This window comes from Pseudomyxococcus flavus (assembly GCF_050038885.1).
Lineage (GTDB): Bacteria > Myxococcota > Myxococcia > Myxococcales > Myxococcaceae > Myxococcus > Myxococcus flavus.
This window is the reverse complement of record NZ_CP143624.1, coordinates 6,511,801-6,538,133: the sequence shown is the minus strand read 5'-3', so window position 1 is coordinate 6,538,133 and position 26,333 is coordinate 6,511,801. Positions and strand designations below refer to the sequence as shown.

Here is a 26,333-nt window from a genome sequence, read left to right as displayed (position 1 = left end):
GAGGGGACGCGGACTCGACGGCGGCGCGGGCCGAGGCCGCGATGAAGAAGCGCCAGGAGAGGGCGGCCCGGAAAGCCGAGCAGGCGCCTGCGCGGGAGATTCGTCACGCGGTGCCAGCCGAGGAGCGCCACTGCCCTGCTTGCGGCGGCGAGGACCTGAAGCCGCTGGGCAAGGGGCGTGCCTCGGTGCTGTACGAGTATGTGCCCGCGCGTTTCGAGAAGCAGGTGCACGTGCAGGAGGTGCTGGCGTGCACGTGCGGCCGGGGCGTCGTCACCGCGCCGCCTCCGGCCCGGGTGGTGGACAGGGGCGAGTACGGCCCCGGCTTCCTGGCGCACGTGGTGACGTCGAAGTGCGCCGATGCCATGCCGCTGCACCGGCTGGCCCAAAGAGTCGAGAGAAGCGGCGTACCCATGAGCCGCAGCACCCTGACGGACCTCTTCCACCAGGCCGCCTCGGTGCTGCTGCCTCTCTCCCAGCACCTCTTGCAATGCATTGCGTCCGCGGACGTGGTGTGGGCGGACGAGACGCCGCTGCGCGTGCTGGACGTGAAGAAGACGCGGCTGGGCTACCTCTGGACTTTCCTCACCCAGAATGAGGAAGGCCAGTGGCTCATCGGCTACCGCTTCAGCATGGGGCGCGCCAGCAAGACGCCGAAGGAAGTCCTGGGCGGCACCGCGGGCGCCCTCGTGGTGGACGCATACACCGGCTACAACGCGGTAACGCTGCCCCAGGGCCGAGTCCGTGTCGGGTGCTGGGCCCACGTGCGTCGCCGCTTCTTCGACGCGCTGGCCACCGCCCCCGAGGCGCGTGAGGCCCTGGACTTCATCCTCGAGCTCTACCGGGTGGAAGCCCAGGTGCGTGAGGCTGACGTGGTGCGCACCGCGGCCCATCGCGAACTGCGCCAGTTACACAGCGCCCCCGTCCTCGCCAGGCTGCGCACCTGGCTCGAAGTCCAGGCGCCGCGTCACCCGCCCAAGAGTCCACTGGGCCAAGCCATTTCCTACGCGCTGAAGCAGTGGGAGGCCCTCACCCGCTTCATCGAGAATGAGCGCCTGCCCCTCGACAACAACCGCTCGGAGGCGGCGCTAAGAAAGGCGGCCCTGGGCCGTAAGAACTTTCTTTTTGTCGGCCACGAAACCGCGGGCGAAAACCTCGCGGGCCTCTACGCGCTGGTGGCCACCTGCGAGGCCAATGGCGTCAACCCCGAGGCGTACCTCGCGGACGTCTTGCTCCGCGTGCAGTCGCACCCCAACTCGCGCATCAGTGAGCTGCTGCCCCACGAGTGGAAACGGCGACGCGCCGCCGACCCGCCCGACTCACTCGTCCAGTCCCACGCCTGAACAGCCCGCTCATCGCGGCGCCGCCGAACACGGTCCGCGTCCGCCCGCAACCCCTCGCGCCACGTCACTGGCCGGACGGTTACGACGCAGGCAGGGCGAACACGTCTCAACGCCCCAGCGCGGTGACGAGCCGGGCCACGTACTCCACGTCGGTGTCAGTGGAGAACCGCAGGCACGCCCCGCTGGCCAGCACCACCTCGAGCAGCGCCGTGCGCGGCTGCGGCGTGCCAGCTACCTCCACCGGCAGCAGGCGCACCGGCTCCGCCTTCCTGGCCAGCTGGCGCCTCCGCCGGTACACCCACGACTGCAGCGTGCTCAGCCGCAGCCCCCGCTGCGACGCGAACTCCTGCTGCGTCAGCCCGCTCGCCTCGAAGGCTTCAGCGACCCGGAACCACTCCTGCTTCTCCACCGGCTTCGACATGCACGCCAGGGTCCACGGCGCCGACGCCTCACTCAACGTCCCTCCGCACGTCGTTGGCCGGACGCTTACGCTTCGCCGCTGCCACCTGCTTCTTCGCCTTCCCCAAGGCCCACTGGAAGCGCCTTCGCAGCACCAATGGCCTGGAGCGCCTCCACGGTGAGGTGAAGCGCCGCATCCGCTCCGTGGGCGCCTTCCCGGACCGCGCCAGCGCGCTGCGCCTCATCACCGCCGTCGCCCTCGAAGTCACCGGCGTCTGGGATGACCGCCGCTACCTCGACATGTCTCTGCTGAATTCAACCCCTGACACTGTCGCTGCTTGATGCCGCCAAGGAGCCTCCCTCCCCCGAACCCCCTCCGAACCAACTACACAAGATTCGGGACTTGACCGCATTCAGCGGCCTTCCGCCCCTCGGGGATGGTGGGTGGGGCGGAAGGTGAAGGTTGTGCGCTCGGTCCACCGGACCCGCGCCTCCCTCAACCCGTGGACACTGACCGAACCAGAGGAGTCAGCTGAAACCAGGTGTCGGGATCGTCGTCCCCCTCGCAGGTCCAGTACTCAAGCGACGCACGATGAAGGTCCCGGTCAGCACGGAGCAACTCCACGATCTGAGTCCACTCGGTCGGGACACCGATCCCAGCATCCAGCCTGCGATCCACGGAGGCAAGTATCAGCGCCATAAGCGCAACCTTGTCGTCTGGGCTCAGAGGAAGTGACCGATACGCGGTCAGAAACTCACCTACGCGCGCGGGATCCGCCAGTTCGATCTCCCAGTCCTGCTCTTGGCCATTGGCTGGAAGATCAAGTGCGGCAGTCAGCTTGTCGATGGACGTTTGCTTCAAGGCGATCATGATCAGGGGATGGGGTAGGCGGTTACAAGACCGTTGGGGCCAGGGACCAGCGTCGCTCGTGTCGCGCCCACGACGGACCCGTCGGGCATGATAACCTGTCCGAGGCCTTCGGGGATGCGAATCGACGCCGGGCCATCAAGCCCAGCCCTGTGGCTGTGCAACAACTCCGCAGCGGCCTCATTGTCCAGCCACTGTCCTTGCGGCTTCCCTGTGCCTCGAGCCGTATCTGTGAGGCTACGGGTGATCTTCGCGCCCTCCCCATGTTTCTTGAACGTGTGCTGGAACGTCTTGACGCTCTTCCAGTTCACGCTCGCCTTTGCGGCCATCCCCAACGCACCTCCACGCAAGCCGCCAAGTGCATTGAATACTGTCGAAAACCGTACAACATCCTCAAGAATCGGGACCGCCATATCGGCCCCGGTCGCATCCATGGCTGCCGCAGTCCCGGTCCCGAGCTTCAGTCCTTCCACAAGCCCGAGAGCCGTTCCGGCAAAGCCTGCCGAAACGGCATAGGGAATCCACATCTGAAGCAAAGGATTAGCTGTTGCATATCCCTCTGCGTAATTCTTGACATGAAGATAGGTCTCCGTTTTCTCAATGCGCCCAGCCCATTCGTAAGGCGCCATGCTGCTAACAGTCGGCCCCTTGTTTCCAGGTTGTCCCCTTGGACCGGGGGTATCTCCCGCGCTGGGAGAATTACCCGCGCCAGGAGAATTGCCGCCCGCGGAGTATTCACTCGCAGAGGGACTGGAGAACCCGTCATCATCGCTCCCTCCTCCCTCTACGCCGACGTCCCCACCTTCGCCTCCTTCAACAAAGGTAACGGTGTCATAGGGGACGACCTTTCCGTCGACGACCGTTGTCCCCGCATTTGGCGTCACGATAGCGTCACGAACATCAGCCACGGACACTTTCGCATTAGAGAAGCCTGACGGGTCAGTCCATTTCAGCGGATTTCCCAGTGCATACGTATACCGATTGTACGACTGACTGAAGTCTGGGAATTGGACCAGCGGATCACGGCTCAGGAAGCGGCCAATCTTTGGATCGTAGATACGGCCTCGCATGTTGATGAGCCCTGACTCATCTTCATGTTCATGCCCGGTGAAGCCGTGGCGCAGTTTCGCGTTCGTTCCTACCGCAGGCAGCGCGGGATTACTGGCCAAGGCGCGAGCCCCCATGACGTCGTATTTCAATCGCTCGACAACAAGGCCGGACTCATCAGTCACCGTGTCAACAGACCCCAAGAGGTCGCCATGCAGATACAACGTCGACGTGTCAGTGATGACGCCATTCTCCTCCTTCCATACGACTTGCGCTACCCCACGCCCATCACCCTGAATGTGGAAGACGTGCTCCCCCAGTGCACCATCTCGACGGTGTTCATACAAGCCCTCCACATAAGAGGTCTGAGCCCCTGTGGAACTCCGTTTCAGCGCCCTCGTCTGGAACGCGCTGTACTGGAACGTCAGGACGTCGGAGGTCTGGATGATGCGTGAGGGCAGACCAAAGGGAGTGTAGGCGACCTGCCGCCCAGGCGCCGTCACCTGGTTGCCGTTGGCATCGTAGGAGTAGGTGCCCCAGGTCGAGTGCGTCACAGCGAAAGGACCAAACCCCATCGACGTGTCATAAGTCAGGCTGTAGGGGGTGCCGTCCCCTTCGAGTACGTCACGTCCCAACAGGTTCCCCAAGCCGTCGTACCGGAACGCATGGACAGATCGACGGGTGGGCGCCTGCACCGTCCAAGCCACGAGTCGATCCAGGTGATCATAGCCGAAGGACTCCGACACCCCCGTGACTTCGTCACCACGCGTTGCAAGGTTTCCATTTGCATCAAAGTCGTAGGCGAGCGCCTGAACAACCGTTGACGCCAACGTCGTATCAATGCGCCGAAGCACACCACGTGTCGGGTCATACATCCTGCTGGATGTGACGTTGTTGCCAAAGCGTTCGGTCTTCAGCAGTCCCGTCGCCGTCCGAGCCTCCGCGGTCCAGTAAACGTGACCATTTGAGACCGCACGCACATCCTTCAGCGCGCCCCAGGGAGAGTACGTATGCTTCACCTCGAATCGCGCTTGTCCGGGCACTTCCGGATAGGACAGCACGTCCAGGCGGCCTTGGGTGTCATAGCTCTGGTTGAGTCGGTAATAGCGGCCGTCAATCAGCCACTGGCTCTGTTCCAACCGCCCCAGGGCGTCGTACGAATACGCGGTCGCCACACCTTCGGGGCTGACAGCCGAGGCGAGCTGTCCTATGCCATTTCCACTGGCTGAGTCCCACACGAACTTCGTGTCGCCGCCTGGGCCGGACTCAAGGGTTATGCGCCCTAGCAGGTCATATTCATACGTCGTGATGGCTCCCGATGCATCCGTCCTGCGCACCACGTCACCAAAGCCATTATAAACCAAGTCCTCCCGATACGGCGTGGCGCTGTTTGGCTCAAGCAACAGAGTACGGTTGCCCAACTTGTCGTATTGGAACTCCGTCACGTTCCGGATAACATTGTCAACGAATTGTTCGGCCTTCACAGGAAGGTCGAAGGGGCCGTACGTAAAGCGTGTACCAGTATGAGACTGATGGCCCCCTTCCTGTCGATATTCGAGAGGGCGGCCACGAGCGTCGCGGATCGCACGCGTATAGTTACGCCGCGCGTCCCATGCCTCTGTGACCAGCGTGGAATAGCGATACTCTTCGAACGTCCCATCACCATGCCGGGCGAAGAGGAGACGTCCAGACCGGTCATACTCATACTCCGTCGTCACGATGGGATCGCCTGCGGAGTAAGGCGCCCAGACCTGCCTGACCCGCCCTAGGGCATCGTAGCCAGTCATTTTATAGACAGGCGCCCCGTCAGCCCCAGTGCGTTCAGTTCCCACCGGACGATCCAGCAGGTCAAAGTCATGCCGCGACCTTGCTCCGTCCGAAAAGCTCAAAGATACCGAAGAGCTTGTGAATGAAGCCCCCGTTGGGATACCGGACGCGTAGGCAACCGAAACATGGGAGCCGTCAGCGCGGCCTTCCCAGCGAACGCGCCCAAAGCCATCGTATCTCCACCGAGTGCGGACTCCATTGACTTCGGTGCGAGCGACCTGAGCGCCAAGCCCAGGGTGATAGGCCAGCTCCGTGCGCTGCCCCAGGCTGTTCGTGATGGTCACGGGGAACATCTCGTCCTGGCTGTCATATGCCGCCATCGTGTAACGACTTCGCCCCGAGGCATCGGTGGACGTTACACGGGTGGCCTGACCAAAAATGTCGCGCTCGATGACAGTCCTCAATTGGAGATTGGCGTCCCCCTCTTCGACTGTTTGTGTCGCCAATAGCCCCGTAGACGGGCTGTGCGTGGAGCTTACGCGACGTGAAACGGCTGCGCCGGAGCTGGTACGGCTGGTGACCTGCTCGCTGCGCGGGCGCCCGATGAGCCAGCGATCTGGCCAACGGTCATACTGTGCACTCCACTCTTCCTCATCGCCTGTCTCCACGCCGGCGAAGAGCGAGCGCCTGCGCGAGTATGTCGGGTTCCCATCTGTATCGTAGGCATAATCCAACTTCGTTCCGAAGGTGACCTCACCTGACTCAGGGCTGGAGCCACCCTCCCATTCCAAATGCGCCTCCAACTGATAGTTCGCCCAAGGGAACCGGACCTTTCCCTGGGCCTCCGTGTGGAGCTCATATTCAGTCCACCTCGACTGACGCATGTAGCGGCCTGATTCAAGCATCAACGTGCGCTGCTCGAAGACAGGACGATTCGCGTAGGGCCAGGCCGTGCCCACCCGAATACTCACGCCGTATCGAGTCAGCTGCTCTCCCCCCGTCCGGGCGTTCGTGACAACGTGCGTTGCAAACCCAAGCCAGCCGCGCCCTTGAAGGTCCGCACGCCCATCTATATAGCGGTGACGGAATGCCTGGAGCCCCAAGAGCCCATCCTCAACTCGATGCTCCGACACGACCCACAACCCTCGGGTCACGCGGAACTGAGGCAGTTCCGGAACGACGCCAGGCGTGTACACTGAGCTGTCTGACAGAGGCTTGTAGTCGAATTCAACGCGTGCCCCGAGGCCATCACGCACCCGTACCAACATGTCGGGCTTCAGGCCCTTTCGAATGTAGAGACGAAGCGTGCCATTCTCAGGTTGAACGATGTCGCGCAAACCGTCGCCGTTGACATCCAACAACTGGTGCATCTTCCAGCCTTCCCGCGCCTTCATCCCCAAAGGGATTGGAAGCGCGCGAGGACGGAACTCACGACCATTCGACTCGAGCACGACCCAGTGCTGCCGTGACGCTGGCGAAATGTGCGAGCTGGCAATGGCAACGTCTGCCCGCCCATCCCCGTTGAAGTCGTCCACGCGGACGCCAGACTCGTTTCCTCCGAGCCCGGCATCCATGTCACCAAACTGGAACTCAGGACTCAGCGTCTGCGTGCGATGGGGAAGAAACCCGTTACCCGTGTTGAGGCTGATTCTCGGGTCTCCGCCGTAGAAGGGAACGCTGATTGCGTCAGCCAGGCCATCACCGTTGATATCAGCAAACCAGTGGCGGAGAGCGTCCCACTGAGTCGTCATCAACGCGGTGGGCTTTCGTACCACGGCATTATCCGCGCCCAACATGACGGCAGTGTAATAATACGCATTGGAGGTCAGATGGTCCGACGTCAATAGCGCGGTCCGGCCGCTGCCATCGACATCCGCGAATTGAGCAAGCCCCTCGCTGGATGCCTGAATTGGCAGTTCAGAATACGCGGAGAGCGTCCCTTCCGAGTTGAGCCGGTATCCCCACACGTGATACCCGCCGCTGGAACTCGCGGTAATGGACCGCACGGCGTCGGGCAAACCGTCTCCGTTGAGATCGGCTGCATAGAACGTGGGAGACTGTGGCGCGCCTGAGTAGAGCCACATACGCGAAGACTCATGGTCCGTTCCATCCCATGCGAACCCGGTCCCCGTGGAGCGATAGAGGCGGTAGTGTCGCCAGGAATCACTCTCACGGTAGGCCATGTTGACGAAGTCCACCCTCCCATCCAGATTGAAGTCAATGGGCCGGCCAGCATCGAGCCGTCCCTCGTAGCTATTGTTGGGGAGATTCGCTGGCTCACGAGGCCCAAAGCCATTTCCGGTGCTCAGCCGGACCCACCAGCGTCCATATCCCCCTGAGCCGGTCGTCCCCGAAACGAACTCGCGATAGAGCAAGTCATCCCGGCCATCGCCGTTGATATCCGGAGTGTACAACATCCAAATGCCCTCGGCCCGTGCATAGCCAGGGCTGACGGTCGCATCCGAAATACCTGTGTTGACGGCCTCGAACTCCCAACTTCCTGGAGTCCATTCGAAACGCGTTGGCGCCGTGCAGACCCCAGCACCATCACACTCGTAAAGCTCCGTCAGCACGCTTCGCTTGGAAATGGATGGCGTGCCGTAGACAAGGCGATACGAACGCAACAATGACGGATGGACGGGATTCGGCCCACGCATTTCCAGGCGAACGAGCCTGCGCGAACGACGCAGCTTCAATCCATTAACAAACTGTTCCGCCACATCCGGCCGGTTCTCATAAACAAACCGAACCGAACGACTGGCAGCAGGAGCCCCCTGCACGGAGGACTCAGTGTAGACAATCTCCTCCGGCCAGTGCTCCAGCGCCTCATCCACCCCCGCGTCCCGGAGCGCACCATATTGGACTCGCAGCGCGTTCCCCGAACGGTCGCGCATCTGAGACACCGACCAACTCAAGCGCCCCCAGCTTGGGTACTGAAAGTCCACGTTGCCCAGGCTCACAGGACGCAGCCTCGCACGCGGTGCCTCGACTCGGGACTCTGGCCCTCCCCCGAACGTGAGGATTCGCCCATCCTTGAGGTACACCTCGAACGTCGTCGGCCCCATCTCATCGGGGTTCAAGGACACAATACGAGCGAAGATGTTGTTCTCGGTGCGATACTCCGTGCCATGCGCTCCATAGACACCTGCAATCGCGACCAACCGATTACCGTCCAGACAGAAGCGGTCTGACGCATCGAACTGGACGGCCTCGGCCTCGCCATCCTGGGCCACCGTGCGACGGCATCGGGAAATCTGCGAAAGGCCCGACAGCGAAAATCCAACGCCTAGGAAACCGTCACCCTGACGGCTGCTGTACTGAAGCGCGAGCTGCGGCTGGATACCAGCCCGACCAGGGGAGACCCACAGGGGAATGGAATACGTCGCAGCGCCATCCGGCGTTACGTTCCCCCCCCCTCTAATACGCCCCGGGCTCTTCCCATTGCTCTCCTGCGAGGGCACCACATCTGTGCACGACGGGCACACCGGCGCCACGCGGTATGTCACTGGCCCCTGGCTTTTCATTGCGGCCCAGTGCTGCTGAGCTTCCGCGTGGACCTGAACGAGCGACGCACCAGGCGAACTCGTCAGCAGCGGAGCCACACCGCAAGGCTCATCCGCCGGCGCCACACCATGGCTTGCGTGGCGACATTCTTCGAAAATGGGCCGCGAGGGGTCATCACACAAATAAGCATGAGAAACACCACACACAGCGCCGTCGTCCTCGCGGAACGTAGGCCAGTTCTGGAATGTAATGTCGCACGGAGCAGACACACCAGAACCATCTTCAACAATAGGGCCTTCCGTCGCAGTGAAGGTTACGCCGGAGCGAAACTGGGCTGGCAGTGTTTCAACAATCTCCGAGGCACGCTGAGAGCATGTCTTGGTCAACCGCGGCTGCTCCACCTGCTCACAGTTCTCCCCTGGCCCGCCCGCCTTAGTCACCGGAGAGGCCACAGGATCCGGCATGCACACCCACACCATGATGTAGCGGCCAGGAAGTGTCTCGTGAACCTGCCGAACACCGTAACTTTCCACGCCAAAATCAGGGTGGCGACACGTATTGTACTGGGTACAGAACATCTGCTCGAAACCACGCTGAGGACAGGCTGGTGAAGATTCGAGATTGAAACACGTCAGACCATACGTGTAGCCATCTACGCATGTCTTCTCTGAGTCCGTAGTCCCAGCGGGCCAACAACCGTTCGCATCCAATGCGCTCGTTTCCGAACAAGACGTACACGAAGGTTCGGTCCGAAACACAGGTTCGCCCTGCCCCTGCATAGCGCTCCATTCCGAGGCTGATTGAGCCTGGACTTGAGCAAGAGACACGCCTGGTTGGGTGAACCGTGTTTCCGCGCCACATTCCGAGGCAGGTGCCTCGCCGTGACTTGGGTGACGACATTCCCCGTATATCGGCTCATTACACGGATACGACTCGACACCACACTGAGGCCCGACGCCCGTGTTGTACAGCTTCGGAAAACCTGAGTACGTCACCTCACAGACATCAATGTATCGTCCCGCATCCAAGTCGTACCGACTGTACTCCCGCTGTGTATAGGTAAGCCCTTGAAGCTCTGTTTCATTGAACTGAAGCGAGGCCAGATACCACGCCGCGGCCTCTGCGCAGCTCTCCACGCCCAACCCCGCGTAGCTTTCGACGGGCGTCCGCCAAATATTGGTTCCACGAGCAGCGACGCCAAAGTCGCGGTGGGCGCACTCCAAGTAACGAGTGCAGGATTCGACTGAGCCGACTTCGTCGCAGGCCGCCGAGCTCTTCAATTGAAAACACTGCAGGCTATAAACAAAGCCACCGGAACAGACCTTCAGATCATCCGAAGTGCCTTCGGGCCAGCATGAATGCACCAAGTCACGCTGCCCGGATGACAGCGCGGGGCCTGTCTCAAGCTCGGTGCCATCAGGTGCGCCTTGACACCCCAACCACAACACCGCCACAAGCCCCAGCAAGCCCCAACCCACACTTCTGCTCTTAGGGCGTGAATTCTCCACCCCGAGACCAAAAGAGTGCTGCAGCGAGCGCGCGCGCCATCCCCTCAAGCCAGTTCCAGACAAAACGTCCCCCTCAGCAAGATTCTCCTGGATTCCACCATCATCAAACCAGTGTGGAATCAACCCCAAAACGTACAATTTGGGACAACAGGCCCTCAACCCGTACCACAAGTCATGGGCGCCCCACACTGACATTCATGATTCGACGTGACGGCGTTTGAACGACAACGCAGTGACGACTCCGCACGGCATTGACAAAGTCTATCGAGTCTTCCCCCATTGAAGTGTGAAGCACCTGCATGGTGCTCCCCGCGAAGAAGAGAAACACGGCGAAGCCCTCTACGTGAGGAGAGAAGCAAGCGCGGGAGAAGACGCGGGACGTACCGATGCGTTGGGGCCGTCGGTCGGCGCGTGTCCTGAAGCGCCCCCGTGCACAACTACGTCGATAGCCGCAGGGGCTCGCGTTGAGAGCGCCCCGACGTCTAGCTGTCAGTCCCATACGAGTTGAAGGCGGCCATCCTCGAATAGAAGCCCCGCATCCTCCAGGCCCGTGGAGCCGTTCTCGACCTGGGTCAACACGTTCGCCGGTGGCGACAGCAGCGTATCCCGCCCCTTCGTGAACGACTGCTCGCGCACCAGGAGCATGTAGGCCCGGTCCAGGTCGAGCGCGCGCTGTCGCGACGGCGTCAGCAGCCACGCCAGGTCCTGGTCTCCGCCCTTCGCCGCGCGGCGCACGGCCTGCTCATCCACGCGGCCACCGACGAAGAAGCGGCCGAGCAGCTCGTCGTTGGCCCGGAACTCGTCCCCGCCACGGACCCGCTCGAAGTAGGTGAGCACCTCGGGCCTCGTGTGACCTGCCTGGGGCACGTCGGGAATGCCTCGAAGGTCCTGCTCCCGCCAGCCGTCTGCGCCCGGAACCTTGCGGGGAAAGGCAAACGTCTGGTCCACCGTCACGCCCAGGTTGGTGTGACAGCCCATGCAGAACACGTGCTCCTCCAATGTCTGCACGCGCAGCCGCCCCCGCGCGTCTTCGATGAACCCCTGCAACCGCCAACCATGGTCGTTGAGGAGCCCCAGCTCCGGCGTGCCGGGGAACACCGGCAGGCGCGCCTGCATCTTCTTCTCCTGCTCATCGGCGTAGAAGCCCCGCACCCGCATGTCCTCGTGCTCCTCGACCTTGCGCGAGTAACGGACCTCCTTCAGCCGCCGGGACAGGAGCGATGGCGCGCTCGGGTCCACGTAGCGCACCGTGTGCAGGAACTCGGTGTCCTGGGGATAGAAGTGGCGGCGCACCCGCACCTTGGCAGCGGCCCCCACGTAGTATGAGGGCAAGCCCCGTACCTCCGCCACCCCGGCCGTGAGCAGCCCATCCGCGTTCAGGTCCACGCCACCCACGCGCTCGTCGACGTTCTCTACGCGCCGCCGCAGGGCGCTCACGTCCTTCACCTCCGGGTCGGCGGTCATCGCCGCTTCCAGGATGGCGAGGTTGAGCCGATAGACTTCACGCGACGGCCTGCCCTCCGAGTCCTCGCGAAACGCCTTGGGCAGCCGGAGATAGACATCATCCGTGTTGCCATTGGTGGGCCAGAACGTGCCCAGGAAGGGCTTGTATCGGACCGCGCGCCAATCGCTGCCGTCGCGTGCGAAGCCCTCCGCATCGAAGCCGAGCGTCAGGTCGAGGTCCGGAATCCAGCCCTTGAAGCCGCCCGGCCGTCCCAGCAGCGCGGCCCGCAGCGGCGTGTAATTGTCCTCGCGGATGTAGCGCAGCACCTCCGCGTCGGAGATACCGGCCATCTCGGACGTGCGATCGACAGCCAGATTCGTCCACTGATTCGTGAGCCCCACGTCGCTGAAGGCATACTCGGCCTGCAGCGACGCGTCGCCCATCACGTTCACCCCGACGCCGCCGGTGTGGCAGGTCCAGCAGGGGTTCGAGACGCCCTCTGTCTTCGTGTAGCACATGGACGGAATGGGCGCCTCGCGGTTGCCTATGCGGCTCCCGCTCGCCAGCGCCTGCGCGAGCGGATCGAAGGGAGGCTCCACGACTGCGGGCTCGCGGTGCTTCCACACCGCCACCGCCATCGTGGTGAGCAACAGTGCCAGCGCGAACGGTACCGCAAGCCCTCCGCGTGCCCCTCCCCTCGTCGACGTGAACATGCGCCGTCTCCTCCCGTATCGCCTTGCTACGGCCAGGTGCTGTAGTTGTCCTCGCCCGGGTGCTGGACGCTGACGAACAACGTCGTCATGTCCGAGCTGAACGCGGGGCCCGTGGCCTCGGCGTCGCTGGGCATGGAGAGCACGCGGAACGCCTTGCGGAAGTACGGGCTGTTGCGGTGGGCCGGCTCCTGGTTGAGGTAGTAGACGCTGTCAGCCGCGTCGTTGACGCCGAAGTTGCCGTCCGTGCCGAACCACACGCCGCCTTCACGGTCGATGAGCAGGTTGTCCGGCTTGGCGGCGGAGTACTCCGGCTCCGCGCTGAGCGACGCCGTCTCGCCCTTCCAGACGCGGAAGTACGTGAAGGTCTTCGAGCCGCCCGGCGCGGCGGTGTCCGACTCGCGGATGGCGAAGAGGGAACCCACCCGGTCCACCGCGCGGTTGTCGTTGGCGCCGCGCGCCTTCTTCACCCACACGCCTTCCGCATTCCGCTCCGCGGTGGCCACGCGGCCCTGCGCGTCGAGCGCCGTCGGGTCGCCGTGCTCCGTGAAGGCCACGTACAGCAGCGGCGTGCCACTGGGGTCCTTCGGGTTCCACTCCAGGTCCTCGGGGCGGTTGAGCTCCATCACTCCGACCTTGTTGGCCGCCGTCCACAGCAGCTTGCGAACCTGGTCGTCGTTCACGAAGCCACCAATCGCGTTGTAGCTGACGTCGCGCAGCGCGGCGCCCACCGTCATCGTGGGCTGCCCCAGGGCCTCGCCGTTGGGCGCGAGGTCCGTGCTGTCGAGGCTCAGCTCCACCCAGCGGCCCTGGCCTGGCGCCTCGTCGGTGGGAATCGCGCCCCCGGCCAGCGTGTCGCCGGTGGCGTTGTCCAGGCCGGCGAAATGCGCGGCGTACAGCTTGCCCTCGTCGAGCAGGGCGCGCGTCTCGGCCTTCGTCATCCCGGCCGTGTAGTTGCGGCTGGTGACGAATTTGAAGATGCGCCCGCCACGCCGATCGTCACCGCCATAGATGACGATGGGCTGTCCGGGCAGCAGCTTCCAGTCCGCCCCCACCACGAACGCGGCGTTCTCCCAGTGCGCGCGTCCCATGCCGCCCAGCTTGCGGTGGCCCTGTCCCGGGCTCGCTGCGTCGCGGCCGTACCAGTGGTCCGCCGGTGCGCCCGGATCCATCTCGGTCAGATAGCCAAACCCGTCCTTCAGGTGGCTGGAGTTGGCGTCGGTGCTGATGAAGTCGCCGGACGTCGGCGGCGAGAAATCGGGCGCGAGCGGAGCGCCGGGCGCGAAGCCCACGGCGTTCTCCTGCCAGTCGTTCTTGCCGGTCCAGAGAGCGTTCTCCGGGTCGCCGTAGGCGTACTGGACGTTCTCCTCGCCGACGAAGACGGTGCCCCACGGCGTCTGGCCACCCGAGCAGTTCGAGTGCGTCCCCGCGACGACGTTCTCCGGCAGCGAGGTGCCTTCGTCATCGCGGTCCGTCCCGGACAGCGTCACGCCCACCACCTTCGACAGCGTTCCGCTGGTCGCGTCGTAGCGGAGGTTGTCCGCCTTGCGGTCCACGGCCCACTCACCGGTGGCCGGGTCCTGCACCAGGCGCAGCCAGGAGCCGCCGACCTGCTTCTTCCACTCGCGATTGTAGATGACGAGCGAGCCCTCATCCCACGCGGCGCCGTCCTCCACGTCGTGGGAGAGGGCTCCGGTGTTCCGCAGGAACCTCGCGAAGTCCAGGTGCTGGCCCGTGGGCGCGGCGCCCACGCGCGGCTTCGTTCCGGACACGTATTCGTGGTTGATCCACAGCCAGCCGGAGTCACCGCGGCCCTGGTACTGGGCGCGGCGCCGTCCGACGCCCAGCCGTCTCCGAAGTACGCGATGTAGTCGACGTTGGCGCCGAAGCGCGCCCCCGCCTTCTCGAAGGTGATGGGGTCCATCCACTTGATGACCGTGGACGAGAAGAGGCCCGGAACCGTGCGCACGGTGTCCGTGGACGCGGGAGGCAGCGGGAACACCATGGGCGAAGGCAACGAGCCGGCCACCACCTGGTTCACTCGCGCCTTCACGTACTCGGCCACGTTGGTGGCGCCAGTTCCCAGGTCGCCCCGGAAGGTCACGGCGATCATCGAGGACAGCGGCGTGCCGGCCGCCACGCCGGGGGCGCGGGTGACGGCACCAGGCCCAGGCTGCCCCTGGGGGCCCGGGTAACCGGGCTGGCCAGGCTGCCCCGGCGGACCATCCTGACCGGGCTGGCCATCCTGCCCATCCTGCCCGTTCAAGCCAGCGGGCCCCGCGGGCCCCTGTGCTCCCTCACATCCCACGACGGCCACGGTGCTGCCCAGAAGCATCGCGCTGGTGGCGAGCCCCAAGAGACGAGATGACATGGACCACTCCCTCCGCAGGTGATGCGCCGAGAGACGACGCGCACGAATCCTGCGGGGCCCAGGTGTCAGGGCTTCGAAGGCGAGGTCACTCCTTCATCAAGGCCAGGCGGCGGCGGCGTCACGGCGACACGCGGGGCGACAGCCAGGTCACGAACCCGCAAGGGCGCTCAGGGCTGGATATCCAGGCCCGCCACGCCCTCGAAGTGGACGGCGCTGCCCTTGCGGATGCCCACCTGCTCCGTCCAGCCGCCGGGCACCTCCAGCACGTACTGACTGGGCACGCCCACGGAACGGGACGCCAGTGAACGGGGCACCGCGCGCGACACGATGCCCGCCACCTGCAGGTCCGAGGTGATGAAGATCATGTCCAGCGAGATGAGCGTGTTGCGCATCCAGAAGCCCTGGACCTGCTCGTGCGGGAAGAGGAAGAGCATCCCCTTCCCCTCGGCCAGCTCCTTGCGCCACATCATCCCCCGGGTGCGGGAGTCCGCCGTCGCGGCGATCTCGACCTCCACCCGGTGGACACCTCCGAACGCGTCCTCCAGCCGCACATGCCCACGCGGGAGCGGCGGCATGACATAGGCCTCGGCGGTGACGTCGGTGACAGGAGGACGGAGCACAGCAGCCTTCGGCGTGTCCCGGGGCGCGCTGCCCTGCGCCTCCTGCTGGCACGCCGCCACCAGCCACGGCAGGGCCACCATCAGCCACCGGACACCGCGCTTCATGAATGCGAGTGCAGCGGTTTGTTGAGGAGCTTCTCCGTCAGCTCGCCGCCGAGGCTGTCCGACATCAGGCCTTCCACCACGGTCTCGAACTCCACCCGCTGGGCCTCGCTGCTGTAGATGAAGCGGATGCCCATGCCGGGCTCCTCCGCGTCCGCCTTGGACCAGACGACCTCGCCCAGCAGCTCGAAGGGGGCCTCCCGGTGCGGGACGGTCAGCTTGAAGAGGAAGCGCGTGCCGATGGGCAGCGGCTTCTTCGTCTTGATGAACGTTCCACCCTTGCTGATGTTCTTCGTGTAGTCCGCGAAGAACGAGTTGAGCTTCTTGTAGTCGACCTTCAGCTCGATGGGCGCGCGCCCGTTCTGGCGGTGCTCTGGACCTGTCTTCTGTTCGGACATGCTGGCCGGGAGTATAGGAGAGGCCATGCGGCAAGTCCTCACCCGCGCCTCCGCCCTGTTGCGCCGCCCCGCCGTCCTGGCCACCGTGCTCCTGCTGGCGGGTGGGGGCTCGGCGCTCGTCCTGCTCCCCCTCTTCGGCGTCCCCGGCTTCGAGCTGAGCCTGGCCTTGTCCATCGCCGTGGGCCTGCTCGGCGGGGGCGTTGGCATCGCCGCGGCCGCCCAGGAGCGTCGCATCCTTCTGGGCACCGCCCCGACCCCGCCAGGCGCCGTCCCGCCAACGACGTCCGGCAACGCGGTGGGCCATGCCCTGGGCGCCGCCCTGCTCCTCAACGTGGCCGTGCTGGCGCCCCCCTTCCTGGTGGCCACGCTGTTCGCCTGGCTGCGCACGGAGTGCGACCCGTTCGCACTGGTGGGCTTCTATCCCATGCTCACGCTCCCCTCGGCCGCGCTGGCGTCCTCGGCGGGCGTGCTGTGCGGCTTCGGGGCCCAGCGCCCCCGGCGGGCCGTGGGGCTGTACGCCCTCCTCATCCTCCTGTCCGCCATCCCCACCGTCTGGCCCATCGTCGCCGGACCCCAGGTGTTCGCGTTCAACCACTTCCTCGGGCACCTCCCGGGCCCCCTGTACGACGAGGCGCTGGGCGTCTCCGCCGCGCTCGGCTGGTTCCGTCTGGAGACGCTGCTGTGGGTCACCGTGCTGGCCGGGCTCGCCGTCGCCTTGCTCGACCTCGGCACCGGGCGCCTTCGCCGCGCCAGCCTGCGCCGGGGCGTCCTGGCCACCCTCGCCCTCCCCCTGGTCGCCATCGGCTTCCTGGAGGTGCGCGGCCCCGCCCTGGGCCTGCGGATGACGGACGCGTGGCTCACCCAGGAGCTCGGCGGCCTTCGCGAGACGGAGCACTTCGTCTTCCACTACTGGCGAGGCAAGCCGCGCGAGGACGTGGACCGCTTCGCGCGAGATTTGGAGTTCCGCTGGTCCCAGACGCAGCAGTTCCTGGGCGTGGCCCCCACCGAGCGCATCCACGTCTGGCTCTACCGCGACGAGCACGAGAAGCAGCGCCTCGTGGGCGCCGGCCGCACGCAGTTCGCCAAGCCTTGGCGCCACGAGCTGCACATCCAGGACCGGCCCTTCCCCCACTCCGTGCTCCACCATGAGCTGGCGCACGTCATGGCGGCCCCGGCGGGCAGCGGTCCCTTCCGCGTCACCACCCGACTGGGCGTCTGGCCGTTGATGGGCGTCATCGAGGGCTTCGCCGTCGCCGCGGACGGCCCCGTGCAGGGCGACCTCACGCTCCATCAGTGGGCCGCGGGCATGCGCCGGCAGAAGCTGGCCCCGGACATGCGCAAGCTGATGGGCCCGGAGGGCTTCTACCAGTCTGCGCCCGCGCGCGCGTACACGGTGGCGGGGTCGTTCCTGCGTTACCTGGCGGACACCTATGGCGCGGCCCGGCTGCGGACGCTGTATGCGCACGCGGACTTCGAGGCCGCGTATGACCGCCCGCTGGGTGAGCTCGTCACCGAGTGGGAGAACTACGTCGACGCGCTCCCCCTGGACGACGCCGCCGTGGCACGCGCCTTCGCGCGCTTCCGCACGGGAAGCCTCTTCACCCGCGCCTGCGCCCGCGAGGTGGCCCGGCTGTCCGAGTCCGCCCGGCAGTCCCTGGCGAGCGACCCCGAGGACGCGCTGGAGCGCTACCGCCGCGCCGCCGAGCTCCAGCCCGACGAGCCCAGCTTCCGCATGGGCGAGGCCGTCGCGCTGTCCCAGCTGGAGCGCTACACGGACGCGGACGCCGTGCTCGCCGCGGTGGCCGAGCGCGTGAAGGGCCAGTCCGTCCTGGAGGCCGAGGTCGCCATGGCGCGCGCGGACGTGGCCCTGCGCCGCGACCAGCCCGGCGAGGCGCGGCGCTTTCTCGACACGGTGCTGGCGAAGGAAGCGGGCCCGGAGCTGACGCGCACCGCCCAGGTGAAGCTCGCCGCCATGGAGTCTCCCGCGCGCCAGGGCCCCGTCGACGCGTACTTCCGGGCCACCCAGGACGAGGTGCGCCTGCTGCTGCTCGCGCGGGCGCTGACACAGGTCCCCTCGGACCCCTACCTCAACTACCTCCTGGGGCGGCGGTTGCAGCAGGTGGGCTCGCCCGGCCTCGCGACCGGGTATCTGCAACAGGCCCTGGCGGCGGAAGGCCTGCCCGAGGCGCTCCGACGCGAGGCCCTGCGCATGCGCGTGGAGTCCGCCTACCTTTCGGGTGACTGCGGCGCCGTCCGGCATGAAGTGGGTGCACTGCCGGACTTTGGCCCCGCCTTCCGCGCCGCCGCGGACGAGTGGCGGGAGCGCTGCGATTTCGAGGAGAAGACCTTCCGTGGACTCCTGGTGCCACGACAGGCTTTCCGCTAGCCACGCTTTCCGCTAGGCAGGCAGCCAGACAGCGGTGACGTGCCAGCCTGGCAAGGAGGACGTGGATGCGTTTCGAGTCGCGGCATCGGATTCAGGGGACGGTGGACGAGGTGGAGCGCGCGCTCCTCGACGAGCGGTACTTCGAGTTCCTGCTCAAGCACCACGGCGTGCTGCTGGAGCTGCAGCCGCTGGAAGTGAAGCCGGAGGGAGACGTGGTGCGCCGCCGGGTGCGCTACCGCCCCAAGCCCGTCATCGAGAAGATTGGCCCCAAGTCCGTCCCGCCCGAGTGGTTCGCGTTCGTCGAGACGTCCACCTATGACAAGCGCCGCAAGGAGCTGACGTTCGAGAACGTCCCCACCTCGAACAAAATCTCGAAGATGCTGGTGAACACCGGCACCATGCGCTTCCGGGACCTCGGCGGCGGCCAGACGGAGCGGGTGATGGAGGGCGAGATTTCCCTCAAGCTCCCCTTCCTGCTCAAGCCCCTGGGGCTCATCGGCGAGAAGGTCATCCAGGCGGAAGGCCTGAAGATTCTCGACAACGAGGTGCCGGTCCTCAGCCGGTTCATCGCCGAGGTCATCCGGGCGGGATAGCCGTCCACCCGTCATTGGCGGGGCCTGGGAATGGGTTGACTTCCGTTGGGTTGTCCCAATAAGGCCCCGCCATGCTCAAACGCTTCCTCGCCTTCAGCGTCCTGTCCCTGCTGGCCGCGTGCGCCCCGAAGCGCATCCCCGGCACGGACATCGTCGACAACTCCGACACGCGCGCCATCCTCGCGGTCATGGAGCAGTACCGCACCGCGCTGGAGGCCCGGGACGCCCAGGCCATCGCCGCGCTCGTCTCCCCGTCGTTCCAGGACGACGGCGGCACGCCGAGCGACCCCAGCGATGACCTGACGGCGCAGACCCTGGTGCCGTACCTGGAGCGGGTGCTCCCCCGCATCCAGGGCCCCCGCATCGAGCTGAGCGTCCGCCGCATCCAGGTGGGTGAGGGCGTGGCCGCCGCCATCTACTACTGGAATGCCTCCTGGCGGATGCCGTCGCTCCACTCGCGCCCCATGAAGGAGTCCGAGCTGGAGCAGATGGTCTTCCGCAAGGAAGACGGCACCTGGAAGATTGTCACCGGCATCTGAGGCCCGTCGTCACAGGCCCAGCAGCGCGGCGAACCCCTCGGGCCCCATGGCCTTCAGCGCCCGGGCCCGCTGGAGGTAGGTGCGGTAGTCCTTGCGCACCAGCTTGTCCGCGGGCAGCGGCGACAGGTGGTAGTCCCGGATGCGGCTCGCCGTGAAGCGGACCGCCCCGTAGAGCGCGTGGCCGAAGAGGTTGGCGCGCTCCACGGACGACAGGGGGCGGACGTCCAGGTAGCCGCGGATGAAGGCCGCGCACAGCTCCGGCAGGTAGCGCCCGCCTTCGAAGCACCAGGCGTTGAGGGTGATGGCCACGTCCAGGCCGTAGTCCTCCCGGCACGCCATCTCGAAGTCGAAGAAGGCCCCCACCCGGTCTCCCAGCCACTTCACGTTGTCCATGAAGAGGTCGGCGTGGATGACACCGCGCGGCTCCAGCCCCTGTCGCGCCGCCTGCGCCCGCGCCAGGTCCCCCTCCAGCTCGCGCGCCACGGACACCAGCTCCGCGTCGGGGTGCGTCGCCAGCCCCTCCAGCCAGCCGCGCACCGTCTCCGGGCCGTACGGGTTCTCCCGCGTGCCGGTGAAGGACTGCGTGTCGCGGTGCAGCTTGGCCAGCTCGGCGCCCAGGCGCTCCAGGTGGTCCGGCGTGAGGGCCGGGTGGCGCAGTTCCTCACCCGGCAGCCACCGGAAGACGCTGACGCGCCCCCCCTCCAGCTCCAGGAAGGGCGCGCCGTCACGCGTCGCCAGCTGCACGGGCCCGGGGAAGCGGTACGCGGCCAGGTGCGCGAGCAGCGCGGCCTCGAAGCGCAGGTCCTCCGCGGAGCGCGCGGTGGTGTGGCGCACGAAGTAGCGCCCGCGCTGCGTCTCCACGCGGTGGTTGGTGTTGATGGAGCCCTGGGGGATGGGTGTCACCTCGCGCACAGTGCCCAGCCCGAATGCCTCCGCGACCCGCTCGAATGCCTCGGGGGGTAGCGCCGTGTGTACCGCCATACCTCTGACCTCCGACGTCCGTGTTCACCGCGCCGCCCCCCGTTGACAGCCCGGGGGTGCATCCCTATCTGAGCGCGGCTTCTATACCCGGCACAACGGCCGGCGCACATCCAACTCCAGCGCGGGAGACGGGTCCATGGGCACCGAAGGGCGCAAGGACTGGCAGCGGCGCGAGAGCCTCTCCAGCGCGTTGGTCCAGGTGGGCGTGGTGGCCGTGCTGCTCGCGGGCGCGGTGGCCTTCTTCGTCCACCGCGGCACCGTCCGAAGGCAGGCCGAGGAGCACCTGCGCGCGGCCCGGACGGCCGCCCTGCGCGGCAACCCCGCCGACCTCTCGAAGGCGATGACGGAGCTGGAGGCGCTGTTCCAGCTCGACGCCGATGCCCGCGACGCGCAGGCCCTGGCCGCCGACATCCAGACGGTGCTGTGGCTGGAGCACCGCCAGCCCGGCGCGGACGCGAAGGCCCGCGAGCACCTCGCCCGCGCCGCGCAGCTGGAGTCCCAGTCCGGCGAGCGCTACGGCGCGCACGCCCTCCACCTGCTCGCCGAGGGCAGGGCCGCCGAGGCGGAGCAGTACCTGGCCGGGCTCGAGTCCCGCGGCGCCAACAACGCCCGGCTGACGCTGGCACGGGCCCTGGCGCTCCAGGCACGTGGAGACCTGCCCGGCGCACGCCAGGCCTTCGCTCGCGCGGCGGAGACGTCCTGGCGCGACCCGCGCTTCACCACCGCGTACGGGGAGGCCCTGCTGGACGAAGGCCAGTATCCGCAGGCGGTGGAGGCCTTCGGCAAGGCGTTGAGCGTCAACCCGGACCACCTGCTCGCGCGCCTGTCGGCGGCGCTGGCGCACACCTACCAGGGGCGCAAGGTGGACGAGGCGCAGCAGGTGCTCTCCAGCGTGGAGGCCCGGGCCGCGGAGCTGACGCCCGTGCTGCGGGCCCGCGCGGGCGCGCTGAAGGCGGAGCTGGCGCTGGCTCGCAACGCACCGGACGAGGCGCTCGCCGCCGCGGACGCGGCGCTGAAGGCCTCTCCCGACGAGCACTACGCCCTGTTCGCCCGGGCCCGGGCCCTGGCCGTGAAGCATGACCCGCGCACGCGCGCCGCCTTCGAGTCCGCCGTGGCCCGGCGCCGCAACGCCCCCCTGCTCTACCTGGACGGCGCGCGTGCGCTCCAGGCCACGGGAGACTCCGACGGCGCGCTGGCCCTGCTCGACGCCTACGAGGCCACCTTCGGCCCCGTGCAGGTGACGACGGCGGATGGGAAGAAGAGCCCCCTGCTGGAGAAGGACGGCCGCTACTGGCTGGCGCGCGGCGGCGTGCTGGAGGCCGCCTCGCGGCAGGACGAGGCGCTCGCCGCCTATGACAAGGCGGTGGCCGCGCGCGGCGTGGAGCTGGCCCAGGCCCAATACGCCAAGGGCGCGCTGCTCCTGGCACGCCAGGACTACGAGGGCGCCCGCCCGCTACTGGCCGCGGTGGCGCCGGACACCGGCGCTGGGACGATGGCGGAGGCCTATCTCGCCATGGGAGATCTGCTCTTCGCCCAGGGCGAGCACGCCGCCGCCTGCCAGCACTACTTCTTCGGCCTCGCCAGGCAGCGGGCGCAGGGCACCCCGCGCGAGGCGCTGACCGAGCGCGTGGACGACATCCGCAAGCGCCTGGAGTCCGCCGGGCAGGCCCGCATGGCCAGGGCCTGGAAGACGGAGTCGGCGTCGCTCCTAGAGTAGGTCCGACGGGCTGATGGACTCCGGCCGGGCGCGCACCACGCGCCACTTGCCGTCCTCTTCCTTCTCGAAGGCGCCCTCGATGAGGTAGGCGCTCATGACGCTCTCGGCGGCCAGGTCCTCCACCCGCTCCGCCTGCGAGCGGCCGAAGATGAAGCGCGCCTGGAACTCCCCTTCCGAGGGAGACACCTCGCGCACCTCCAGGTTCGTCATGAAGACGCGCACCCACTGGCCGCGCAGCACCTGCGCGGTGAGGATTCCGCGCACGTCCTTCTTCGTCCAGCCGCCCGTGCCGTTGGAGCGGAAGCGCTCGGAGACGTGCTCCATCACCCCGCCCACGTCCTTCTCCTCCGCCTCGCGCGTCATCACCACCACCTGACGGCGGATGGCCTCCTCCACGGTGATTTCCTGCTGGGGCCAGAAGTAGAGCACCGCGCCGGCGGCCACGAGCGCCAGCACTCCGCCCACCACCCTCGAACGCGTCATGTTCACCATGGGCGCCTCAGGCCGCCTCGGGCTCGAGCACCAGCTCGTCCGCGTCGATGATTTCCGCGGGCCGCAGCGCCTCGCCAATCTGCTTCAGGCGCCGGTCCGACAGCTGCTCCAGGTACGTGCGGATGTGCGGGAAGGCCGTCACCAGCTCGTGGAACGCGGCGCGCTCGAGGAAGGCCGCCGCCGTCTTGCGCGCGGCCGCCACCGTGGCGGTGGCGCGCAGGCCCGTCAGCAGGGAGATTTCGCCCGCCACCTCGCCCTCGCGCAGCATGCCCAGCGTCACCACGCCGCCAGCCGGGTCCTCCTTCTGCACCACCAGCTCTCCGGCCAGCACCAGGAACAACCCCGGCGAGTGCTCGCCCTCGACCAGCACCTTCTCGCGCGCCTGGAGCGCCCGGAAGGCGAAGCGCCGCAAGAGCGCGCCCCGCTCCGACTCCGGCATCGTCTGGAACATGGGCGAGGTGGCCATCAGGTTGCGCGCCATGCGCTGCTGCGCGAAGTCCGCCAGCACCTGCGGCACCGCCGGGTGGCTCTTCGCCACCACGTTGAGGTGCTCGCGGCGAATCTCGAAGACCTCGGTGTCCGACACCGCGGACACCGTCGCCGTGGGCGGCGCGCCCGTCAGCAGCGCGATTTCACCGAAGATGGAGCCGCCGCCCAGGAAGCCCAGCGTGCGCGCCTCGCCCTCCATCTGCCGCGTCACCTCCGCCTTGCCGGCCACGAGCACATAGAGCGAGTCGGCGGGCTCGCCCTCGCGGCTCACCGCCTCGTCCGGCTTCACGCGGCGCCACCCCATCAGCCGCACCAGGTCGACGAAGGCGTCCCGATCCAGCTCGGCGAACAGGGGCAGCGGCGGGCGGCTGTTGGGGTCCGCCGCGCCGCCCGGGTCCGGCGCCGCCAGCACCTCGATGGCGCGGTTGGACAGCTCCTCGCCCTGCAGCCCCATCAGGTCCGTCTCCACCTTGCCGTCGTAGAGCGTCTCCGGAGGCAGCGGCGGGGGCACCACGGCGCGGCCCGGCGCGTTGCGCACCGCGCGCGAGTGCACGCGAATCAGCGTCTCCTTCAGGCGCCGCTCGTTGGGCGCCAGGTCCAGCGCCAGCTTGCACGCGGCCATGGCGGACAGCAGGTAGTCGCGGCGCAGCAGCCCCTCCGCGCACGCGTGGTAGGCGGTGACGGCGCGCTCGCGCTCGCCCAGCTCAGCGAGGCAGCGCGCGGCCAGCATCCGCGACCGGTGGTCCGCGGGGACGCGGCGAACCGCCTCGGCGAACACGGCGAGGGCGCGCTCGAACTGGCGCTCCTCGATGAGGTCCATCCCGAGCTCACGCAGCGACGACTCGTTCATCCCTTGTCTCCCCGGCAAATCGTTGTCACTCCGCCGCCTCTCACGGCTGGAGCTCGCTCAGATACATCTCCGCCTTGCGCTTGACGTCGGAGCCTTCCGTGGCCGTCTCGATGACGACCTTGAACATCTCCGCCGCGGCTTGCGGATCCCTGTCCCGCTGGATGTAGGCCCGGAGGAAGAGCTCCTCCGCCTTCTTCTGCAGGGTCTCCAGTCCTTCACGCGCCCGCCCGTCGCCCGGGTTGAGCCGCAGCGCCTCGCGGAAGTGCGAGCCAGCCGCGCCCAGGTCACCCTTCTTGAGCGCCCCCTGCCCCGCCGCCACGGAGGACGACGCGAGCTGCTCGTCGATGGTGGCCCCCAGCGAGCCCCGGAAGCCAATCTGGCGGTACAGCTCCGCCGCGCGCCGCAGCGGCTTGGCCGCCGCCTCCAGCGAGTTGGCGTCCAGCTTCTTCTGACCGTCCTCCAGCGCGCGCCGGAACTGGGGGATGAGACGCTTGAGGGCCAGGGCCCGGTCCTTCACTTCCTTGTCCCCCCGGTGCGCGTCAATCACCCGGTCGCACTCGAGCACGGCGCGCTGGTAGTCCCCGCCGTTGAAGCGGCGCTCCACGTCGTTGAAGGCCTCGGCGATGAACGCCTTGCGCCGCTCCTTGGCCGCCTCCGCCGCGCGCTCGCGGGCGTTGCGGTCGCGGCGCGCCGTGTCCTGGGCCTCCTTCGCCAGCTCGGCCTCCAGGTCCGTCAGCTTCACCTCGTAGGCTGGCCGGTTCAGCGGCGGCAGCAGCGCAATCAGCGGACGGATGGCCTCCGGATCGCGGCCTGCGAATGCCTCCTCCACCTGCTGGAGGCGCCAGGCCATCTCCTTCTCCTCCAGCTCCGTCTCCAGCTTGCGGCGCTGGTCGTCCGTCTTCGCCGTGCCCTGGGGCGTCTCCGCCAGCTTCGTGCGCGCCTCGTCGAACTTCTGCTCGTCGATGAGGGCCCGCACCGCATCGAGCGACGCCAGCACCTCCTGCTGCTTGCGCGCGCCCCGGGCCAGGTTGTCCACGTCGATACCCGGCACCAGCTTCTCCGCCTCTTCGACGAGCCGGACCGCGTTGGCGTAGTCATCCCCGCGGATGGACTCGCGCGCCTGCTGCATCAGCACCTTGGCCCGCTCGACCTTCGGGTCGGGCGGCGGCGGTGGCGGCGGCCCGCTGGGAATCAGCACGAGCCCGATGACGAGCAGCACCACCAGGGCACCGCCACCGCCAATGAGCGCCTTCTGCTTCCCCGTGAGCCCGCCCCCGGCCGAGCGGCTGGGCGTGCTGCGGATGGGCGGACGCCGGGGAATGGCCACCGCGCCCTTGCCACCGGAGCTCTCCTTGAGGTTGTCGGGCAGCCTGTAGTTGGCGTTGGTGGCCTCGTTGAAGCGGGGATCATTCGGATCCACCTCGCTGCCCCGCGCCGCGGCCTGGTTCTTCCGCCGCTCCTCCGCCTCGCGCGCGGCCTCTTCCTTCGCGCGCTTCTCCTCCGCCTCGCGGGCCTCCGCCTGGGCGCGCAGCTCCTTGATCTGCTCCGCCTCGTCCACGAAGCGCAGGCGCGTCTTGCCCATGGAGATCTCGTCTCCATGCTTCAGCAGACACTCGTCCACGCGCTGGTCGTTGACCTGGGTGCCGCTGACGCTGCCCAGATCGCGCATGACCACGCCCGCCTGGCCGTACACCAGCTCCAGGTGCCGGCGGGAGACGGACTGGTCCTCGAGCACGAAGTCGCAGTCCTTGTTGCGCCCCACCACCATCCGCACGCTCTGGAAGCGCTTCTTGCGGCCCTTGTCCGGGCCGTCCAGCACCACCATCTGCACCGGGGGGCCCGCGCGGGTGGCGTCCGAGTTGTCGTCCTCGTCGTCGTCCCGGGCGCGGCGCTCCGCCTCCACGTCGTCCAGGGAGGCCACGCGCGTCTCGCCCGTGCGGGAGTGCATGGGCTCCTCCTCGCCGTAGAGCTCCGGGTTGGGCGGCCCATCCTCCGGGTAGCCCTCTTCGGAGGACGGGGCGGAGAAGTCCTCATCCTCGAGCGCGGGGCGGCGCCGGGCCGGGGCCTTCATGGAGTCTGGTTCGTCCCCCGCACGACCGCTGGAACGGCCAGCACCAGCACGGGGAGAGGAAGGAGGACGAGGAGGCATGGGGCGGTTTCCAGTCTCGAAGCGTCGCGCATCTTAAAGCGCCGTCTCCACGGTGGGAA

General features: G+C 67.2%; 16 protein-coding genes and 2 pseudogenes. 7 read left to right on the top strand and 11 right to left on the bottom strand.

Features of this window, described 5'->3' with window-relative positions:
• Nucleotides 1-26 precede the first annotated feature (26 nt).
• Nucleotides 27-1,340: pseudogene (gene tnpC / locus VZL07_RS27515) on the top strand (IS66 family transposase); the annotation flags it as partial.
• Between the two features lie 106 nt (nt 1,341-1,446).
• Here tnpC and tnpA read toward each other — a convergent pair.
• Nucleotides 1,447-1,761 (bottom strand): IS66 family insertion sequence element accessory protein TnpA, encoded by a 315-nt coding sequence (gene tnpA / locus VZL07_RS27510; RefSeq protein WP_426750760.1) that lies wholly within the window; start codon nt 1,759-1,761, stop codon nt 1,447-1,449.
• A gap of 71 nt (nt 1,762-1,832) precedes the next feature.
• Here tnpA and VZL07_RS27505 point away from each other — a divergent pair.
• Nucleotides 1,833-2,081 (top strand): annotated as a pseudogene (locus VZL07_RS27505) (transposase); the annotation flags it as partial.
• A gap of 154 nt (nt 2,082-2,235) precedes the next feature.
• Here VZL07_RS27505 and VZL07_RS27500 read toward each other — a convergent pair.
• The 4 genes from VZL07_RS27500 to VZL07_RS27485 all read right to left on the bottom strand — a co-directional run bounded on the left by VZL07_RS27500 (nt 2,236) and on the right by VZL07_RS27485 (nt 14,515).
• The gene (locus tag VZL07_RS27500) at nt 2,236-2,610 is read right to left on the bottom strand and encodes a hypothetical protein (RefSeq protein WP_426750759.1); all 375 of its coding nucleotides are present in this window, start codon (nt 2,608-2,610) and stop codon (nt 2,236-2,238) included.
• Nucleotides 2,611-2,612: 2 nt separating this feature from the next.
• On the bottom strand, nt 2,613-9,023 hold the full coding sequence (locus VZL07_RS27495; protein WP_426750757.1) for an FG-GAP-like repeat-containing protein: 6,411 nt from the start codon (nt 9,021-9,023) through the stop codon (nt 2,613-2,615).
• A gap of 1,899 nt (nt 9,024-10,922) precedes the next feature.
• The gene (locus VZL07_RS27490; RefSeq protein ID WP_426750756.1) at nt 10,923-12,590 is read right to left on the bottom strand and encodes a hypothetical protein; all 1,668 of its coding nucleotides are present in this window, start codon (nt 12,588-12,590) and stop codon (nt 10,923-10,925) included.
• A gap of 26 nt (nt 12,591-12,616) precedes the next feature.
• Nucleotides 12,617-14,515, bottom strand: coding sequence for a PhoX family protein (locus VZL07_RS27485; protein ID WP_426750755.1), 1,899 nt, complete (start codon nt 14,513-14,515; stop codon nt 12,617-12,619).
• Between VZL07_RS27485 and VZL07_RS27480 the strand changes: the two genes are divergently transcribed.
• A complete protein-coding gene (locus VZL07_RS27480) occupies nt 14,465-14,782 on the top strand; it encodes a hypothetical protein (protein WP_426757466.1) in 318 nt (105 codons plus the stop codon). The genes VZL07_RS27485 and VZL07_RS27480 overlap by 51 nt on opposite strands.
• A gap of 343 nt (nt 14,783-15,125) precedes the next feature.
• Here the strand turns inward: VZL07_RS27480 and VZL07_RS27475 are convergent, their stop codons facing one another.
• Together VZL07_RS27475 and plpQ are read right to left on the bottom strand one after the other, a co-directional pair.
• Entirely contained in the window at nt 15,126-15,683 is a 558-nt protein-coding gene (locus VZL07_RS27475) for a DUF192 domain-containing protein (RefSeq protein ID WP_426750753.1), read from the bottom strand.
• Nucleotides 15,680-16,078, bottom strand: coding sequence for a motility regulator PlpA (gene plpQ, locus VZL07_RS27470; protein WP_095958252.1), 399 nt, complete (start codon nt 16,076-16,078; stop codon nt 15,680-15,682). Before plpQ ends, VZL07_RS27475 begins: the two co-directional genes overlap by 4 nt.
• A 25-nt stretch (nt 16,079-16,103) precedes the next feature.
• Here plpQ and VZL07_RS27465 point away from each other — a divergent pair, with 25 nt between their 5' ends.
• From VZL07_RS27465 to VZL07_RS27455, 3 genes are all read left to right on the top strand, one after another.
• A complete protein-coding gene (locus tag VZL07_RS27465) occupies nt 16,104-18,464 on the top strand; it encodes a hypothetical protein (protein WP_426750752.1) in 2,361 nt (786 codons plus the stop codon).
• A 65-nt stretch (nt 18,465-18,529) separates the two neighbouring features.
• On the top strand, nt 18,530-19,057 hold the full coding sequence (locus VZL07_RS27460) for a hypothetical protein (RefSeq protein ID WP_426750751.1): 528 nt from the start codon (nt 18,530-18,532) through the stop codon (nt 19,055-19,057).
• 71 nt (nt 19,058-19,128) lie between these two features.
• Nucleotides 19,129-19,596 carry a nuclear transport factor 2 family protein gene (locus VZL07_RS27455; RefSeq protein WP_426750750.1) on the top strand — a complete coding sequence of 156 codons (468 nt, stop codon included), beginning with the start codon at nt 19,129-19,131 and terminating at the stop codon, nt 19,594-19,596.
• Nucleotides 19,597-19,605: 9 nt separating this feature from the next.
• On the opposite strand, the gene VZL07_RS27450 is transcribed toward VZL07_RS27455, so the two are convergent.
• On the bottom strand, nt 19,606-20,577 hold the full coding sequence (locus VZL07_RS27450; protein ID WP_426750749.1) for a homoserine kinase: 972 nt from the start codon (nt 20,575-20,577) through the stop codon (nt 19,606-19,608).
• A 136-nt stretch (nt 20,578-20,713) separates the two neighbouring features.
• On the opposite strand from VZL07_RS27450, the gene VZL07_RS27445 reads away from it, so the two are divergent.
• Nucleotides 20,714-22,294 (top strand): tetratricopeptide repeat protein, encoded by a 1,581-nt coding sequence (locus VZL07_RS27445; protein ID WP_426750748.1) that lies wholly within the window; start codon nt 20,714-20,716, stop codon nt 22,292-22,294.
• Here the strand turns inward: VZL07_RS27445 and VZL07_RS27440 are convergent.
• From VZL07_RS27440 to VZL07_RS27430, 3 genes are read right to left on the bottom strand one after another with little or no spacing between them, the layout of a single operon-like run.
• On the bottom strand, nt 22,286-22,786 hold the full coding sequence (locus VZL07_RS27440; RefSeq protein WP_426750747.1) for a hypothetical protein: 501 nt from the start codon (nt 22,784-22,786) through the stop codon (nt 22,286-22,288). The two genes, VZL07_RS27445 and VZL07_RS27440, sit on opposite strands and share 9 nt — an antisense overlap.
• Before the next feature lie 7 nt (nt 22,787-22,793).
• Nucleotides 22,794-24,125: a cyclic nucleotide-binding domain-containing protein gene (locus VZL07_RS27435; RefSeq protein ID WP_426750746.1), complete on the bottom strand. Its 1,332-nt coding sequence runs from the start codon at nt 24,123-24,125 to the stop codon at nt 22,794-22,796.
• A 40-nt stretch (nt 24,126-24,165) separates the two neighbouring features.
• Nucleotides 24,166-26,274 carry an FHA domain-containing protein gene (locus tag VZL07_RS27430; RefSeq protein WP_426750745.1) on the bottom strand — a complete coding sequence of 703 codons (2,109 nt, stop codon included), beginning with the start codon at nt 26,272-26,274 and terminating at the stop codon, nt 24,166-24,168.
• Nucleotides 26,275-26,333 lie beyond the last annotated feature (59 nt).

Coding starts and splice junctions, on each gene's coding strand:
- VZL07_RS27455 (WP_426750750.1), top strand. CDS start 19,129: ATGCTCAAACGCTTCCTCGCCTTCAGCGTCCTGTCCCTGCTGGCCGCG.
- VZL07_RS27445 (WP_426750748.1), top strand. CDS start 20,714: ATGGGCACCGAAGGGCGCAAGGACTGGCAGCGGCGCGAGAGCCTCTCC.
- VZL07_RS27465 (WP_426750752.1), top strand. CDS start 16,104: ATGCGGCAAGTCCTCACCCGCGCCTCCGCCCTGTTGCGCCGCCCCGCC.
- VZL07_RS27430 (WP_426750745.1), bottom strand. CDS start 26,274: ATGCCTCCTCGTCCTCCTTCCTCTCCCCGTGCTGGTGCTGGCCGTTCC.
- VZL07_RS27475 (WP_426750753.1), bottom strand. CDS start 15,683: ATGAAGCGCGGTGTCCGGTGGCTGATGGTGGCCCTGCCGTGGCTGGTG.
- VZL07_RS27440 (WP_426750747.1), bottom strand. CDS start 22,786: ATGGTGAACATGACGCGTTCGAGGGTGGTGGGCGGAGTGCTGGCGCTC.
- VZL07_RS27490 (WP_426750756.1), bottom strand. CDS start 12,590: ATGTTCACGTCGACGAGGGGAGGGGCACGCGGAGGGCTTGCGGTACCG.
- VZL07_RS27460 (WP_426750751.1), top strand. CDS start 18,530: ATGCGTTTCGAGTCGCGGCATCGGATTCAGGGGACGGTGGACGAGGTG.
- VZL07_RS27435 (WP_426750746.1), bottom strand. CDS start 24,125: ATGAACGAGTCGTCGCTGCGTGAGCTCGGGATGGACCTCATCGAGGAG.
- tnpA (WP_426750760.1), bottom strand. CDS start 1,761: ATGTCGAAGCCGGTGGAGAAGCAGGAGTGGTTCCGGGTCGCTGAAGCC.
- VZL07_RS27450 (WP_426750749.1), bottom strand. CDS start 20,577: ATGGCGGTACACACGGCGCTACCCCCCGAGGCATTCGAGCGGGTCGCG.
- VZL07_RS27500 (WP_426750759.1), bottom strand. CDS start 2,610: ATGATCGCCTTGAAGCAAACGTCCATCGACAAGCTGACTGCCGCACTT.
- plpQ (WP_095958252.1), bottom strand. CDS start 16,078: ATGTCCGAACAGAAGACAGGTCCAGAGCACCGCCAGAACGGGCGCGCG.